Annotated in this window: 15 protein-coding genes; 13 read left to right on the forward strand and 2 right to left on the reverse strand. The window is 43.5% G+C overall.

The annotated features are described in order from the left end of the window. Positions 1–377 precede the first annotated feature (377 nt). On the reverse strand, positions 378–2,342 hold the full coding sequence (locus ACN6NF_RS06170; protein WP_474317516.1) for an ABC-F family ATP-binding cassette domain-containing protein: 1,965 nt from the start codon (positions 2,340–2,342) through the stop codon (positions 378–380). Between the two features lie 270 nt (positions 2,343–2,612). On the opposite strand from ACN6NF_RS06170, the gene ACN6NF_RS06175 reads away from it, so the two are divergent. From ACN6NF_RS06175 to ACN6NF_RS06230, 12 genes are all read left to right on the forward strand, one after another. Continuing rightward, positions 2,613–3,266, forward strand: a complete 654-nt coding sequence (locus ACN6NF_RS06175; RefSeq protein ID WP_474316133.1) for a 5-formyltetrahydrofolate cyclo-ligase — start codon at positions 2,613–2,615, stop codon at positions 3,264–3,266. Positions 3,267–3,304: 38 nt separating this feature from the next. Next, a complete protein-coding gene (moaC, locus tag ACN6NF_RS06180; RefSeq protein ID WP_017426496.1) occupies positions 3,305–3,793 on the forward strand; it encodes a cyclic pyranopterin monophosphate synthase MoaC in 489 nt (162 codons plus the stop codon). A gap of 113 nt (positions 3,794–3,906) precedes the next feature. Next, the gene (locus tag ACN6NF_RS06185) at positions 3,907–4,389 is read left to right on the forward strand and encodes a MogA/MoaB family molybdenum cofactor biosynthesis protein (RefSeq protein WP_013369877.1); all 483 of its coding nucleotides are present in this window, start codon (positions 3,907–3,909) and stop codon (positions 4,387–4,389) included. A 102-nt stretch (positions 4,390–4,491) separates the two neighbouring features. Continuing rightward, on the forward strand, positions 4,492–4,743 hold the full coding sequence (locus ACN6NF_RS06190; RefSeq protein ID WP_474316135.1) for a twin-arginine translocase TatA/TatE family subunit: 252 nt from the start codon (positions 4,492–4,494) through the stop codon (positions 4,741–4,743). A 113-nt stretch (positions 4,744–4,856) separates the two neighbouring features. Then, positions 4,857–5,624: a twin-arginine translocase subunit TatC gene (gene tatC / locus ACN6NF_RS06195; protein ID WP_474316138.1), complete on the forward strand. Its 768-nt coding sequence runs from the start codon at positions 4,857–4,859 to the stop codon at positions 5,622–5,624. Positions 5,625–5,914: 290 nt separating this feature from the next. Beyond that, entirely contained in the window at positions 5,915–6,196 is a 282-nt protein-coding gene (groES, locus tag ACN6NF_RS06200) for a co-chaperone GroES (RefSeq protein WP_007429271.1), read from the forward strand. A gap of 73 nt (positions 6,197–6,269) precedes the next feature. Continuing rightward, positions 6,270–7,898, forward strand: a complete 1,629-nt coding sequence (gene groL, locus ACN6NF_RS06205; RefSeq protein ID WP_016821196.1) for a chaperonin GroEL — start codon at positions 6,270–6,272, stop codon at positions 7,896–7,898. 249 nt (positions 7,899–8,147) lie between these two features. After that, entirely contained in the window at positions 8,148–8,771 is a 624-nt protein-coding gene (locus tag ACN6NF_RS06210; protein ID WP_474316140.1) for a LysE family translocator, read from the forward strand. 253 nt (positions 8,772–9,024) lie between these two features. Continuing rightward, positions 9,025–9,732 carry a collagen-like protein gene (locus ACN6NF_RS06215; RefSeq protein ID WP_474316141.1) on the forward strand — a complete coding sequence of 236 codons (708 nt, stop codon included), beginning with the start codon at positions 9,025–9,027 and terminating at the stop codon, positions 9,730–9,732. 533 nt (positions 9,733–10,265) lie between these two features. After that, positions 10,266–10,889 carry a LysE family translocator gene (locus ACN6NF_RS06220; RefSeq protein ID WP_474316144.1) on the forward strand — a complete coding sequence of 208 codons (624 nt, stop codon included), beginning with the start codon at positions 10,266–10,268 and terminating at the stop codon, positions 10,887–10,889. Between the two features lie 264 nt (positions 10,890–11,153). After that, positions 11,154–12,035, forward strand: a complete 882-nt coding sequence (locus ACN6NF_RS06225) for a cupin domain-containing protein (protein WP_474316145.1) — start codon at positions 11,154–11,156, stop codon at positions 12,033–12,035. Between the two features lie 112 nt (positions 12,036–12,147). Further along, on the forward strand, positions 12,148–13,476 hold the full coding sequence (locus ACN6NF_RS06230) for a prolyl oligopeptidase family serine peptidase (protein WP_474316148.1): 1,329 nt from the start codon (positions 12,148–12,150) through the stop codon (positions 13,474–13,476). Between the two features lie 201 nt (positions 13,477–13,677). Here the strand turns inward: ACN6NF_RS06230 and ACN6NF_RS06235 are convergent, their stop codons facing one another. Further along, positions 13,678–14,466 carry a polysaccharide deacetylase family protein gene (locus ACN6NF_RS06235; RefSeq protein ID WP_474316150.1) on the reverse strand — a complete coding sequence of 263 codons (789 nt, stop codon included), beginning with the start codon at positions 14,464–14,466 and terminating at the stop codon, positions 13,678–13,680. A 1,150-nt stretch (positions 14,467–15,616) separates the two neighbouring features. Here ACN6NF_RS06235 and ACN6NF_RS06240 point away from each other — a divergent pair. After that, the gene (locus ACN6NF_RS06240; RefSeq protein ID WP_474316152.1) at positions 15,617–15,991 is read left to right on the forward strand and encodes a hypothetical protein; all 375 of its coding nucleotides are present in this window, start codon (positions 15,617–15,619) and stop codon (positions 15,989–15,991) included. Positions 15,992–16,038: the final 47 nt, after the last annotated feature.

Consider the following 16,038-nt stretch of genomic DNA (forward strand, 5'->3'; position numbering starts at 1 on the left):
TGTTCCAGCAAAAAATGATGAAAATTTTATACTGCCCGAATAATGATGTGATTTGTCAAGTTGTGAACAAAGTTATCCACATGTGCCATTCAAAATGTGGATAAACAGGCTCGAAGCAAGCAGGCTAAGACTTTTAGGAGATAGCAGGATGGGGGATATTTTATAGCTATAGTGATTGTGAAATCTGTGGATAATGTGGATAAAAGAGTGGATAAATTTGGTTTTCATTTGAAATTGGCGTTTTATCAATAAAAAAATGGCCTAAAAGGCCATTTTTCAATACCGTCCCTGCACAAAAGCTGTGGATATTCTTGTGTACAAAAAAATAGAAGAGGGAAATGTGAAATTTTTATGGCTAAGATTTTATGCAGCAGCTTTTATGCCTCAAGCAGTTCCTCCCAGGATGCATAGGTTTCAGTCAATTCCTGTTTATGGGTGTTGAGTTGTGCCTGAATATCCTGAAGTGCTGTGTAATCCTGATAAATCTCAGGCAGGGTCATTTGTTCTTCCAACCCTACAATTTGTTCTTCCAGCGTTTTGATCTTGTTTTCCAATGCCTCCAGCTTGCGTTGACGGCTGCGTTCCTCGCTTTTGGCTTGTTTGTCTGCCGCATAGGTGGCCGCGCGTGATTTGGGAGTGGCCTCGTCTGTTGCGGATGCAGAGGCAGATGGGGCCTTGCCACGACTGCTCTGATTTGCCTCGAGAGCTTCCTGTGCGATTTCCTCCAACTCTTGTTTCTTGGCTACATAGTCATCATAATTCCCCAGGAAATGTTCTATACCTTCAGGATGAAGCTCAATGACACGCTCAGCCATTTTGTTAAGGAAATAACGGTCATGGGAGATGAATAACAGTGTACCGTCATAGTCCATCAAAGCCGCTTCCAGCACTTCCTTGCTAAATAGATCCAGATGGTTGGTAGGCTCATCGAGAATTAATACGTTGGCTTCGCGCAGCATTAGCTTGGCCAGGGATACGCGAGCTTTTTCTCCTCCGCTTAATGAAGCTACCTTTTTCAGTACATCGTCGCCGCTAAACAGGAAATTACCCAGAACTGTCCGAATCCGTGCTTCTTCCATATGAGGGTACTCGCTCCATAACTCCTCCAGTACGGTATTGGCGGGGTTCAGGTTTGTCTGCTCCTGGTCATACAGACCGATTTTAATTTTGGTACCCCAGTGGATGGACCCAGCAGCAGGTTTAAGTGAGCCGGTCAGGCATTTGAGTAAAGTCGATTTTCCGATTCCGTTCGGACCAATCAGTGCCACCGTATCTCCTCGTTTTAAGTCAAAAGATGCATGCTGAAATAAAGGCTTTTTCCCCTCATACGCTACGGAAAGATCACGCACCTCTAATACTTCCTTACCCGACATATAGGCAGTTTCAAAAGAAAAGTGGGCTTTTTTCAAATCGCCCATAGGTCGATCCATGCGCTCCATTTTGTCCAGCTGCTTGCGGCGGCTCTGGGCACGTTTGGTTGTAGAGGCTCGCACGATATTACGTTGTATAAATGCCTCCATCCGTGCGATTTCCTCTTGCTGCTTTTCGTAATGCTTGATGTTTGTTTCGTACTCGGCAGCCTTCAGTTCCATGTAGCGGCTGTAGTTGCCTGTATAGCGGGTGGAGCGATGGCGCTCAATTTCAATAATCGTCGTCACCAGTCGATCCAAAAAATATCGGTCATGTGATACGACCAGCAGAGAGCCGGAGTAGCCGCGCAAATAGTCTTCCAGCCAGGTTAGTGTCTGAATATCCAGATAGTTGGTAGGCTCATCGAGCATAAGAACATCTGGGGCGAGCAGTAGGATGCGCGCTAGCGCAAGCCTGGTTTTTTGGCCTCCGCTCAGGGTGGCTACAGGCGTCTCGGGTGCAAATGAACCAAAGCCCATGCCGTGCAGCACGCTGCGAATACGAGTCTCCATTTCATAACCACCGTGATCCTTGAACCAATCTGAGCGTCGTGCATACCGTTCGAGTAGATCGGCATAACGCTTTTCGTGCTGCGCATTGGCCGGATCGGCGATTTCCTGCTCCATTTGCCGAAGTTCCCGTTCTGCTTCAATCAGCGGTGTGAACACCAGCATCATTTCATCCCAGATCGAACGGTCAGAATTCAAGCCGCTATTTTGCGCCAAATAACCGATGCTGGTTTCCTTTGCTTTAAAGATTTGTCCACTGTCATAGGATATTTCACCAGCAATGATTTTGAGCAGGGTCGATTTGCCTGCACCGTTCACACCTACCAGTCCAATACGTTCACGTTCCAATATTTGAAGGTTAATCCCGTCCAGAACGGGCTCAATTCCATAGGATTTCGTAATTCCGGTTACTTGCAATAGCATAGTGTATCGTTCCTCCATTACATTTTGCACAGTTCTTCCTGCCTTTTTCGCAGGTACCTTCCTTCCAGTTTACATGAAATTACCCACTATTGCACTGCTTTCACCCCCTAAACCCTTGAGCCTCGTGTAGTCAATTTGTATAAACAATGATAAACTTAAACGAGAAGTGAAAAAGAATGAAAAAAACTTGCAACGTACAGCACTTACTGACAAATGGGACAATTGCAACGTTTCTAAAGATTATCGACGATTGTGCGGGAGGGCGGATGTGTGGATGTCTGTAATGTGAAGAACGCGCTACGTGTACAGCAACGGGAAGCGCGTGACTCCATGGACCCGCTGACAAGGCAAAAGGCATCGGCTGCGGCCTGTCGGCATGCAATCGAGGCATGGGAGCAGCTTAGAATAGACAGAAACGGGGATATGCTAACATTATTTAGTTATCTCTCTTTTGGCAGCGAGATTTCTACGACTCCCCTCATTGAGCATTGCTGGTCACAGGGAGATCGTGTCCTAGCCCCGAGAGTGGATTCGGTAACCCGAACCATGGAGCTGAGGGAGATGGATCGGTACGGAAATATGGTGCCCGGCGTATGGAACATCCCTGAGCCTGCACTGACATGCAAGGAATGGCTGCCTGAAATGTGGACGGGAATCGACTGGGTTGTTGTTCCCGGCTTGGCCTTTGATCGTCGTGGAGGCAGAATCGGCTATGGCGGAGGTTACTATGATCGCTTTACCGCACAGGTAGAGGCAGAGAAGCGTAATAACGGCTCTGTAGGTCCGCTTTATGTTTCTCTGCTGCTGCCGGGACAACTGTTGGAACAAGTACCCATGGAGCCAGAAGATTTGCGAGTGGACGTGTTGTTTACACCTGAAGGACGCTTAGATTGTAATTATGTAAAATCGACCAAAGATGAATGAAGTAAAGTTGGGTATGTGAAAGGAGCTGTGAGGGAGTCGTGGATTCCTTTACTCATTTTAATGAACAGGGACGGGCTCGTATGGTAGATATTTCGGGCAAAACGTCTACGGTTCGTACAGCAGTCGCCGTGACTCAGATTACGATGAACCCGGCTACATTGACGGCTGTAAAAGAAGGCAGAATCGGCAAGGGTGATGTTCTTGCTGTGGCCCAGGTCGCGGGGATACAAGGCGCGAAAAAAACATCAGACTGGATACCGATGTGTCATCCGCTAGCCCTGACAGGCGTGAACATTACTTTTTCCGATAATGGACATGATGTGCTTCATATTGAAGTTGAAGTGAAGACCGAGGGTAAGACGGGTGTAGAGATGGAAGCTTTGACAGCGGCTTCAGCCGCAGCGTTAACCGTGTATGATATGTGCAAGGCGCTGCAAAAAGATATGATCATCGGCCCTACCATGCTGCAATCCAAAACGGGTGGTAAGCATGGGGATTTTCAAAGGGAGGACCACCGGAAACCTTGACATAGACAACATTGTCGCCGAGAGGGTACTGTGATGTGATGGAGGATGCAGCGCGGCTGTTTCTGATTTTCAGAAGAGAAAGTATTCTTTCATGATAGGAGAAGGGTGATCTTATGGTGTGGAAAACGGCGATCCTAACAGCCAGTGATAAAGGGGCAAGGGGAGAGCGTGAGGATACAAGCGCACAGGTCATCCGGGAACTCGTCGAAGAAGAACTGGGCGGAGAGATTGTGGAATACCGGATCGTTCCCGATGAACCGGATGAGATTATTGCGGCTTTAATCGAAATGACCGATTATTTTCATGCAGACTTGGTGCTAACTACAGGCGGAACCGAACTGGCGATCCGTGATGTGACACCTGAGGCGACCAGACGGGTCGTGGAACGGGAAGTGCCAGGTATGGCGGAAGCCATGAGAATGATCGTGATGCAGAAAAATCCGGCGGCCATGCTATTTCGTGGAATCGTGGGGATACGCGGACGCACATTGATTGTCAATTTGCCAGGAACGCCCAAAGGCGTGCATGAAAATTTGGCAGCGATTATGGATCAACTCCCGGAAGCGTTGCTTATGGTGACAGGCCAGTTTCGGTAGAAGGCAGCCCGTGTGTGTGGTATGATACCTGTAAGAATTTATAAGGACGTATACGGACAGAGGTTTTCATTTTGTCCGTCAACATAAGGAGGATTACTACACATGCCCAATATTGGAGCACCGGGTTATATTTTGTTAATTATTCTGGCGCTGCTGCTATTTGGTCCAAACAAGCTGCCTGAGCTGGGCCGAGCTGTAGGGCGTACATTCCGTGAATTTAAAAACGGGGCACGCGATATTTTATCTGAAGATGAACGGACTGGGCGGAAAGAAAGCAAAGAAAGTGTGGTCCAAGCATCACAGACGACGTCTTCAGAAGTTCAACCTCAGCCTGAGGATAAACGCTTGTCATAGATTTAGTTATTCATTTTTGCTGCTTGTATAATGAACATGAGCCTCTTCTTCAGTGAAGGGCTTTATTTTTTAGGAAGCGCTGTCTGCGTTCCGTTCAGAAAGGAGAAATGGACTTGACCCCATCAGAGCATGAAATGCCGCTAATGGAACATCTGGGTGAGCTCCGCCGACGAATAATTTATGTGCTAATTGTATTTGTATTGGCACTGGCTGGTGGTTTGTTCGCGGCAGGTTCTGTCTATAACTGGCTTATTCGCTCCGGTTCGGCGCAAGCTTTTCAGTTAAATGCATTTTCCTTTTGGGACGGGATCGGTATCTATATGAAGATCGCTATGATCATTGGGATTGCAGTGGCGTTACCGTTTGCATGCTACCAATTGTGGAAGTTTGTCAGCCCGGGATTAAGGCCGCAAGAACGGAGTGCAACTTTGCGATATGTGCCTTATGTGCTGCTTTTATTCATTGTGGGCGCAGCTTTTGCTTATTTCATTATTTTCCCGATGGCGATTCAGTTTACATCGTCCGTCACCAAAAGTATGGGGTTGCAGGAAACGTACGGCATTGCACAATATTTCACCTTTATGTTTAATATTGTGTTGCCTGTAGCGTTGCTGTTTGAACTCCCCCTGCTAATCATGTTTCTGACAGGGATTCGTGTATTAACCCCGATGAGGCTTCGCAAATGGCGGAAGATTTCTTATTTCCTGCTTGTTTTTGTCGCTGTTGTTATCACTCCGCCGGATTTTATATCCGATTTTTTGGTGGCGATTCCGTTGCTGGTGCTGTATGAAGCGAGTGTATATTTGTCATCAGTCGTGTACCGCAAGCAACTGCGTGCACAGGAGGAACGGGAGGCCCAATTGCGTGTAGCTGCGGAATAATAAGACGGGTTCTGAATGGCTCAATAACTAATTTCTCTAAAATTGATCAGCATAGATGTCTTAAAAATAACCATTAGCCTTGAGTTAACGGTTATTTTTAGGATAGGTGGATATAATCGAGAATGGCTGCACATAAAAATTCCCATAAAAAATACATTAGGGACTTGAAATTCAATCTCAAGTTGAGTATCATAAAGTTGGTTGTTAGCACTGACGACTGTTGAGTGCTAATTACATACAACATAACAACCAAATTACAGGATAAACACTTAATAAGGAGGCTATTTTTCATGATCAAACCTTTGGGTGAACGCGTATTGGTGGAAGCAATTGAGCAAGAAACAACGACTTCCTTCGGAATCGTACTTCCTGACTCTGCCAAGGAAAAGCCGCAAGAAGGCAAAATTATCGCGGTTGGCGCAGGCGCATTGAAAGACGGTGCCCGTATTCCTCTGGAAGTAAAAGAAGGCGACCGTGTCATTTTCTCCAAATACGCTGGAACGGAAATCAAATATGAAGGTAAAGAATATTTGATTATGAAAGAAAGCGATATCCACGCGATCATCGGTTAACCGGAACCCGGACAAGACCTAAATATAGGAATTGAAACAAATCATTCATAATCCATAGGGAGGTTTATCACAAATGGCTAAAGACATTAAATTCAGTGAAGACGCTCGCCGCTCCATGCTGCGCGGGGTAGATGCATTGGCTAACGCTGTTAAAGTAACACTCGGACCGAAAGGCCGTAACGTTGTACTGGAGAAAAAATTCGGTAGCCCGCTCATCACTAATGACGGTGTAACGATTGCAAAAGAAATCGAGTTGGAAGATGCGTTCGAAAACATGGGCGCTCAACTGGTTAAAGAAGTAGCAACTAAAACGAACGATGTAGCTGGTGACGGTACTACTACGGCTACTGTTTTGGCTCAAGCCCTCATCACTGAAGGTTTGAAAAACGTAACTGCTGGCGCAAGCCCAATCGGTATCCGTAAAGGGATCGACAAAGCGGTTAAAGCAGCTGTTGCTGAACTGCAAGCTATCTCCAAACCAATCGAAAGCAAACAATCCATTGCTCAAGTAGCTGGTATTTCCGCTGCTGATGATGAAGTAGGCGAACTGATCGCTGAAGCTATGGAAAAAGTGGGCAAAGACGGTGTCATCACTGTTGAAGAATCCCGCGGTTTTGCAACAGAACTGGAAGTAGTTGAAGGTATGCAGTTTGACCGTGGCTACATTTCTCCGTACATGATTACAGATACGGACAAAATGGAAGCTGTACTGGACAATCCATATATCCTGATCACTGACAAGAAAATCACAAACACACAAGAAATCCTGCCATTGCTTGAAAAAATTGTACAACAAGGCAAGCCACTCGTTCTGATCGCTGAAGACATCGAAGGCGAAGCGCTGGCTATGCTCGTTGTCAACAAGCTGCGTGGTACATTCAACGCTGTAGCTGTTAAAGCTCCTGGCTTTGGTGACCGTCGTAAAGCAATGCTGCAAGATATCGCTGCCCTGACAGGCGGTCAAGTAATCACAGAAGAACTGGGTCTGGACCTGAAAACAGCTTCTGTGGACCAATTGGGTACAGCACGTCAAGTGCGTATTACAAAGGAAAACACGATTGTGGTTGACGGTGCTGGAAACAAAGCCGACATCGACGCTCGTGTTAGCCAAATCCGCACGCAACTGGAAGAAACTACTTCCGAGTTCGACAAAGAGAAACTGCAAGAGCGTCTGGCTAAATTGTCCGGTGGCGTAGCAGTAATCAAAGTCGGTGCGGCTACTGAAACAGAATTGAAAGAACGCAAACTGCGCATCGAAGATGCTCTGAACGCAACCCGTGCTGCGGTTGAAGAAGGTATCGTATCCGGTGGTGGCGTAGCGCTCCTGAACGTATACAATGCAGTTGCTGCTGTTGAACTGCAAGGCGACGAGCAAACAGGCGTCAACATCGTGTTGCGCGCTCTGGAAGCTCCAATCCGTACAATTGCTGCTAACGCAGGCGAAGAAGGCTCTGTTATCGTTGAGCGTCTGAAACGCGAAGAAGTAGGCGTTGGTTTCAACGCAGCTACTGGCGAGTGGGTAAATATGATTGACGCAGGTATCGTTGACCCTGCGAAAGTAACTCGTTATGCATTGCAAAACGCTGCTTCCGTAGCGGCTATGTTCCTGACTACTGAAGCAGTGATCGCTGACAAGCCAGAACCAGAAAAGGCTGCAATGCCTGACATGGGCGGAATGGGCGGAATGGGCGGCATGATGTAATTAGGGCCTTAAAACCCTGTAATACCGATATTTAAAGGGCTCCCGAAAGGGAGCCTTTTTTCTATACCATTGCTACACTATGAGGGCTCAAGTAGCTTGCAGCGGAGTTTCTGTAATTCGACAGTTTACATTCGTTCATTTGTTCTAACAGTTTCTATACATACTAGTTGATTAGCCAGTTTAACTTAATTGTCAGATCGCTTTATTGTGGTGTAGTATATATGCAAATTATCCAACGGGGGAAGTTTTGTGGAGCTTCATACTATATTAGCTTTTTTGGGAGCAGCAATTGTTCTCACCATTATGCTGGGTCCTGACAACGTGTTCACACTGACACAGAGCATAGCAAAAGGTAGGAATGCAGGGATATTTACTACTTTAGGCCTTTGCACGGGATTGTTGGTTCATATTTTTGCAGCAACTTTCGGACTCGCGGCAATAATTTATCAATCTTCCTTAGCGTTTGCAGCAATCAAATACGCTGGAGCAGCTTATCTATTATTTTTGGCGTATAAGTCATTTAGAGCAAAAGATACAAGTTTTGAAATCAAGAGTGGAGATACCTTGAGTTACAAGTCATTGTATAAAAAAGGTGTTATCATGAATGTGTTGAATCCAAAAATATCACTTTTTTTCTTGGCTTTTCTTCCTCAGTTCGTAAACCAAGAAAGCGGTAGTGTTTCTATTCAAATGCTAGTTCTTGGAGTGGTATTTTTAATGCAAACTTTAGTGCTTTTTATATTGATAAGTATTTTTGCTGGAAAAGTAGGCTCCTTTCTACGGAAAAATCCATCCTTTTCTAAAAAAATCAATTATATTCAAGGCTGGTTATTTACACTTATCGGATTGAAAATCGCATTTACCCAAAAATAATAGAAGGTAGTACTTTTCAACCCAATCATTAAGGACTAGCTGTTGAGTTAGTCCTTTTTTGTTGGAAAAGCATACAATCCACGCCGGGAACATGGTGGGCGGTCACCAGCAGTACAAGATCATGGACAACGAGTTGGAGCCCATACGGACAGGTCTATGCCTATCTTTTCCTAGATGAAGTTAACAGCCCAATCTTTTTGGTTAATTGCACAATAAGCTAATTTGACTAGACTTTGGAGGTGACCCATTAAATATGTTTCGACATTATTGTTGGCAAAAGAAAATGCATCGGAGAAAATTTAGAAGATGTACAGTTAAAAAATTCAAAGTTTTACCGAAGGTCATTGTGAAAGGAATTCCAGGGCCTCAAGGACCTCAAGGACCGCAGGGATCCCAGGGACTGCCAGGTCCACAGGGAGTTCCAGGTGCTCAAGGTCAGCAAGGACTACAAGGGCTACAAGGAATCCCCGGCCCCGCAGGGCCAGTAGGACCAGCAGGACCGGCAGGAGCAATAGGGCCAGCAGGAGCAACGGGGCCAACAGGGCCTGCTGGCATCGGGATAACAGACTTCTTAAGTGTTTTTAGAGCAGATCCTGGTACGGGGACTGACACGGTTCCGGGTAACTCACCCATTACCTTTACTGGGGTTTTAGCGAATGTAGGCGGTGCATTTACTTTCACTCCTCCATCTCCAACGATAACAATCAACGAGACGGGGAGCTACTTCATCTCATTTTCTATTCACAACCAAGGTGATGCCGACTTCAATCTCACTGTTAATGGAACTCCTATAACACCGTTACCGTTCTCAGGTAATGGTGGGGGGCCTACCGCAGGTGAGGTTATTATAACCGTTACAACAGTTCCAACTACAATACAACTGGTAAATGCCAACGTAACTCCTGCTCTGTTGCACAATAATATTAATACAACTATGACAATATTAAAGTTGACGCCTTAATATTGTTGCTTAGTAGTAGCTTATTCAGTAAAAGGTTTAAGGTTTATGTCTTTTATCCGGTCAGTTTGTCTAATTATTCAGAGACCTGAGTTATGGAGGTAGTGAAATGCAGAATGCCTAGAGAGAGAAGCCCTGAACGGGACAAATCCAGATAGATGTGATTGGAGAGCAGCGGGACGATACGACTAAGGACATCGCCCATTGCCGCTGCTCTTTCTGTTCCTGAAACGTCAGGTCCGCAAATAGAAGTCTATAGACCACTTCTGTTTTCGCGACCTTCCAACTTTAGTCGATACGCTGTTCTATATTCCCTTCCGCTAATGGTGGCTATTTACAAAAAAATCTTATTTTTCAGAGGGTTCTTAAAATCGTATATGATAAGTGCCAGTTTGACTAGGAGTTCCTTTTGAGTCGGATATATTTCAACAATGATCGAGTGGCACATTAGCTTCAAAAGGATGAATGTTAGGTATTGAAATATGGCTGATAACGCGTTAGTATTGTGTATCTGAGATTTCATCTGGAGGCACATTATGAATGATATATTGGCATTTACGATACTGCTCATCTTTATTGTCATGTCACCAGGGATTGATTTTGCATTAATAACAAAAAGAACTCTCACTGATGGCAAGAAGGATGGTTTCAAAATTGTACTAGGTTTAACTAGCGGAGCTCTCGTTCATACATTGGCAGCCGCATTGGGGCTTTCTTTCATATTAATGAAGTCGGCTGTAGCATTTGAGGTAGTCAAATATGCAGGGGCAGTTTACTTGATATATATGGGACTGTCTTCTTTTATAAAAAAAGGAAAGAGTAATTTGATTCAAGAGAAGCAAGAGAATTCTAGAAAATCGGCGTTTACACAAGGATTGGTTTCCAATGCACTCAATCCGAAGGTTGCTATTTTTTTTCTCACATTCCTACCGCAATTTGTTATACCGGGCTATAATTCCAGTTTGCAGTTTTTACTGATGGGCTCTCTTTATGCTCTACTTTCGATTATATGGTTTACTACAATCGTATTATTGTTAAGTTACATAAGAAGATGGTTAATGTCACCCAAAGTTCAAAATATTATCGATAAGGTCACGGGACTCGTGCTGATTGGATTTGGTTTAAATATGATCTTCAAAGTTCAAAAAACAGGATCATAAATAAAGGGACGGGCTATAGAAGCTCGTTCCTTTATGTTGGCTGGTTAAACGCCTTGATTGAAAGCGTTGACATGAATTTCAACCCTCTATATACTTAGCTTAGTTAATTGAAAATGAATAGCACAAGGATTGTTACTGTTACGCAGGCAAAACCTAAGGAACTAAATGCTAAGATCCAAGGATCTTATGTATTTTGTTATCTTAGGTTTTTTTGTTTATAGAAACATGAAGGTATTATGTCCACATCTGAGAGGAGCGACAAACTTGGAATACAAATATGAGCTAGTCCAGGCAGACCATCATTTTCCATTAAAAATTATAGCTCATTCCTCCAATGAACCAGCATACATACCTAGGCATTGGCACGACAGCATCGAAATATCCTATGTACTCTCAGGAAGAATCGACAATATCTATATAGATGGCATGAATTATAGCTCCAAAGAAGGAGATATTGTGCTCATTAATTCGAAAGCTATTCATTCCTTTTCTGTGGCTAAGGGCAAAGGTAGACAGGCTATAACCGTTCTGATTCCTTCTGGATTTATTCGGGAAAATATAAAGGATAGTAATCCCATTTTATTTGATTGTATATCCATTTTTGAAACCAACGAGCAGAGATTACAGCATTTTGAGGAGCTGCGTGATCTGTTAAACACATTATTTGTGGCTTACCTCAACCAGCACAATGACCCTTTAGTACATATTCACTTAACGTCTCTATCTTATAGATTGGTGTACCTTTTATTAATGCATTTTAGAATTGGCAACGAATCGATCCCAGGCTTTAACACGAATAAATATTTGGAGCGGCTGACATTGATAACTGATTATATCAAAGAAAATTACGATCAGAGCCTATCCCTGGATTCTATAGCCCAGGTTTTTGGATTGTCTCCCGAATATTTGTCCCGTTTCTTTGTAAAGCATGTAGGGTTGACGCTCTTTCAATATATCAATGCCATTCGTCTGGAGAAATCTTTCCGTGTTCTTATGAATACGGACCATTCTATTATACAAATTGCGCTACAACACGGATTTCCAAACGAGAAGTCTTTTGCCAGAGTATTTAAAAAGGTATATCAAGTGACACCGCATCAATATCGTAAAAAGCACAAAAGGCGTTCTGAAGCAAGGAGTCAGTAATTGAGTCAGTAATTGACCTGAATTAGGCTAATAAAAGGCAGGATGCAAATAAAAAAATCATTAAAATTAATTATGTAAGCGTTTTATTAATGGTTCTGGGAGGTAAGACATCATGTTTAAACAGTTTAAAAAGGTTGCTAAAACATCTATGTTATTCACTTTAGCTGTCAGTACGACCTTTGCTTTCAGCTCCGGTGCATGGGCCAAGGATGCCAAGGTACAGCCCACCTCATACCGGACGGTTGCGGAGGTGAAGGATTGGGGAGCAGCCATTACGAAGATCATTGTTAACCTGGGTAAGCCGGTACCCAAAGATGCAATAACAAAGGATACATTTAAGGTATATGTGGAAAGAAGCGACAATAGGTTGGTGAATTCCTTTATTGAGAAAGGCCACCGGAAGGTCACGAAGGCCTATGTATCGGACAAAAGTGGCAACCCTGTAAGTAAAACAGGAAGCTACGCTGTGTTGGAAATGGAAATTGGTCCAGCCGTAACTCTAAGCTCTGCCATTCATTATGATGCGGCGGGTTCCGGGTTTAACGCATGGAATGATAACAAATATACGATCACGCAGCAAAAGGCTATTAAAACCCAATCAGGAACAATTTCCGGATTGAAGATTGATACTTCCTCAGGTGAAGTCCGGAAGCTTGTTGATCAGTTTACAATTGGCAAAGCTACATTTGATGGGGTTACTTTAACCTACGCGAACTATGCACCGGCAAAAGACAAAGTGAAAAACCCTTTGGTAATCTGGCTGCACGGTATGGGAGAGGGAGGTACAGATCCGACGATTCCAATTTCGGGGAATAAGGCAGCGAATTTTGCTTCTAAAGATATTCAATCTTATTTTGGTGGGGCTTATGTGCTGGCACCTCAGACCCCAACCTACTGGATGGATGGCTTTACAGGCTTTGGAGACGGAACCTCGAAGTATGAGCATGCATTGATGTCGTTAATTAAGGATTATGTAGCCAAGAACAAAGACATTGATACAGATCGAATCTACATTGGCGGAGACTCCAACGGCGGATACATGACTATGCTGCTGATCCGTGATTATAAGGACTATTTTGCAGCAGCTGTAGTGGCGTGTGAAGCCTTGAAGGATAGCCTTATCACTGATGAACAAATTAATGACATGAAGGACCTGCCGATCTGGTTTGTCGCCGCCAAAACCGACACCGTAGTTCCACCCAACGATTATACGGTTCCGACCTACAACCGTTTAGTGAATGCCGGAGCAAAGGATGTCCATATGTCGTTGTTTGATAATGTAGTGGATACTTCTGGTTTGTATAAGAAGAGCGACAAAACACCGTATGAATACAATGGCCACTGGTCCTGGATTTATGTATATAACAATGAAGTATCGAAGGTGATTAACGGAAAGAAAACAACGATGATGCAATGGCTGGCCTCCAAGACATTGGACTGAAAAGTATAGCTATGTAAAATAAGATGCGGTGCTCACTTTGAGGTTGCGATTTCTCCTCTCACGAGTTAAATAAACTTGTGAGAGGTCTCTTGTATTATCTAATTCTCATGTCGTTCCTGCATATTTTTTGCATAGTCAACGGCGAGCTCACTTTGATTCTCCTTGAAATATTTGTGTTTCGTTCATGTTATTTTTACTCTTTCACTTATTTACCTCAATCAGCCCATCCGGCTTTTCTCGATTAGAGAGTAATTCAGATACAGTGACGAAGGAATAACCTCTTTTCTTGAGCTCAGGGAGAATAATCTTCAAAGCTTCAACGGTTTGTGTGCTTTGATGTACATAATCGTGCATGAGAACAATATCACCGTTACGGGCATTGCGAAGCACCTTATCAGCGATACGGTGTACACCGGGCTTTCGCCAATCTAGGGTGTCCTGATGCCAGGACCATAAAATAATTTTCAGTCCCTTCTCTTTGGATAGCTTGACGAGTGAATCGTTATAGGAGCCGCCTGGCGGTCTAAATAGATGGGCCCCTGCTCCAGTTGCCTGAACAATGCTCGCCTGACCTTGATTCAATTCGGACAGAGCTTTGTTGCGGGAAATATATTGAAAGGATGAATGAAGGAAGGTATGGTTGCCAACTTCATGTCCTTCCTCTCGTTCCCGTTTTACAAGGTGTGGCAGCTTTTCTACACGGCTGCCGACGACAAAAAAGGTTGCTTTCGCATCGTATTTTTGAAGTAAATCGAGAATGGCAGGCGTATTGCTTTCGTCCGGTCCGTCATCGAATGTGAGAGCGATAAGCTTACGATGGGTAGGAACTTCCCATACAATGTCGCCCCGTTCTTCGTAATAGGCTCTTCCCTTTGTAGGAGCGGGAGAGGCGCATGATGTGTCTTGTGTATTCGTATATGGAATGGGGCAAGGACTAATACTCAGCAAAGAAACAGCGATTCCAGCGCATAACAAACGGTTATATTTCATCAGGCTTCTTCTCCGTTCTGACGTATTCTCACATTAGCTTGCCAAGAAGAAGCGTATACCATTCCTCATTTTTTAGAATTATCTTCAGCATATTAGAACTCATGAAGCTTAGTATTGAAGGATATAAGCCCCAGAACAGGTCTTAAGGGTAAATACGGTAAATTAATGAGACTAAGTTCAAGAATGTAGCATAATGTAACAAGGGAACTTCTGCTTTTGCTCTCTCTGAATTAGTTCAAGACCTCTCATGAGTTAATTGAACTTGTGAGAGGTCTTGTTGGCGATTTTGTAAAAAAAGGATTATTACATCCCTCAAGATACTAAGTTAAACTTTTCAAGGTAGCTGAATAGCATCTAATATTAGTAACCCGTCTTGCATATTAATATTTTTTTTAAGCTGTTCTCTTAATATTTCTAAATGCTTACTGAGCAGCTCTATTTTTCTTTGAAATATTTTATTTGTTTTTCTTATTTTAAAGAGGTAGATCAACGCACATGAACATATAAAAATATGAATAAAGCAGAACCAGTAGATTATGGTTACAGATATAGTCCAGGTCCCTATCAGAATCCTCTCCTTACTTCGATTTTATTAGGTGTGTTGTTTCTGCCAAAATCTCATCCAATCGATGCATTGCTTTGTTTTGTTTTAAAGTGCAAATAATAAAAATAAGAGCAAAAATGAAGAGTAGTATTTCACTCCCTAAGAGAAAAAGTAAAGACATTTCATGAAGAAATAAATTGTCAAACATAAATTATCCTCCACATTAAATATATTTTCATATAAATTTATAATATGTTATTTCATCTTAGCATAATACCGTATTATACAAAGGAGAATCGAGTAAAGTCAGTATAGGAACTTAGAGGGAGAAAGATGCTATCTTGAACCTAATTCACTTCCAAAGAGTATTTTGCAAAATATGGTGGAAAGATGAGCGGATATGCTCGCTTACTTGTTGATAACATCCTGTGCCCATGTTAGGTTGTACATATCCATCCTTGGTTTTGCTGTGCAGTGGAGATCAGTCATTGTCCAGTTCTTAATCTTACGAAAAATGGAAGAGGTCGATGGGACAAGCCGCAAAAGTTGATGTGAGGTCATGGGGCTGCGACTCGTTCCTGAACTTCGAACAGGAGATGAGACGGGATGAAAACAGATGAAAAAGAGCTGCGAGCCATTAGTCTGACGTTAGAAGCCGGCGAACACATTCGATCCTGCATTAGGTGTACGTATGATTTGCAACAAAGCTCTCAGAAGATACCGCTTTGTGGAATGCTGGCAGTAACGTCCCAACGAATCATCTTTTATTCCTGCACTATGGGTATTCCTTGGATCAAGTTCATTAATTATCACCATATTTCGCTGGCTAATCTGGAAAAGGAATTGTCAGATACTAAGGGGAGCATCCTGCTGATTAATCAGGGTGTAAATGAGGTGTTCTGCCACCTGCCGAATAGAGAAGATATAGAGCGTTTTGTAGCTGTACTAGAGCAGGAAGCAGGCATCTCCTGTGAGAACTAATGATTATAAGAACACAAATAAATAAAACCTCCAACTTCGTAATGTGC

This window comes from Paenibacillus sp. TSM33 (assembly GCF_056099025.1).

Bases quoted from the DNA above. Each gene is read 5' to 3' on its own strand.
- ACN6NF_RS06215 (WP_474316141.1), top strand. From the start codon at position 9,025: ATGTTTCGACATTATTGTTGGCAAAAGAAAATGCATCGGAGAAAATTT.
- ACN6NF_RS06185 (WP_013369877.1), top strand. From the start codon at position 3,907: ATGGTGTGGAAAACGGCGATCCTAACAGCCAGTGATAAAGGGGCAAGG.
- ACN6NF_RS06170 (WP_474317516.1), bottom strand. From the start codon at position 2,342: ATGCTATTGCAAGTAACCGGAATTACGAAATCCTATGGAATTGAGCCC.
- ACN6NF_RS06240 (WP_474316152.1), top strand. From the start codon at position 15,617: ATGAAAACAGATGAAAAAGAGCTGCGAGCCATTAGTCTGACGTTAGAA.
- ACN6NF_RS06190 (WP_474316135.1), top strand. From the start codon at position 4,492: ATGCCCAATATTGGAGCACCGGGTTATATTTTGTTAATTATTCTGGCG.
- groES (WP_007429271.1), top strand. From the start codon at position 5,915: ATGATCAAACCTTTGGGTGAACGCGTATTGGTGGAAGCAATTGAGCAA.
- groL (WP_016821196.1), top strand. From the start codon at position 6,270: ATGGCTAAAGACATTAAATTCAGTGAAGACGCTCGCCGCTCCATGCTG.
- ACN6NF_RS06230 (WP_474316148.1), top strand. From the start codon at position 12,148: ATGTTTAAACAGTTTAAAAAGGTTGCTAAAACATCTATGTTATTCACT.
- ACN6NF_RS06220 (WP_474316144.1), top strand. From the start codon at position 10,266: ATGAATGATATATTGGCATTTACGATACTGCTCATCTTTATTGTCATG.
- ACN6NF_RS06235 (WP_474316150.1), bottom strand. From the start codon at position 14,466: ATGAAATATAACCGTTTGTTATGCGCTGGAATCGCTGTTTCTTTGCTG.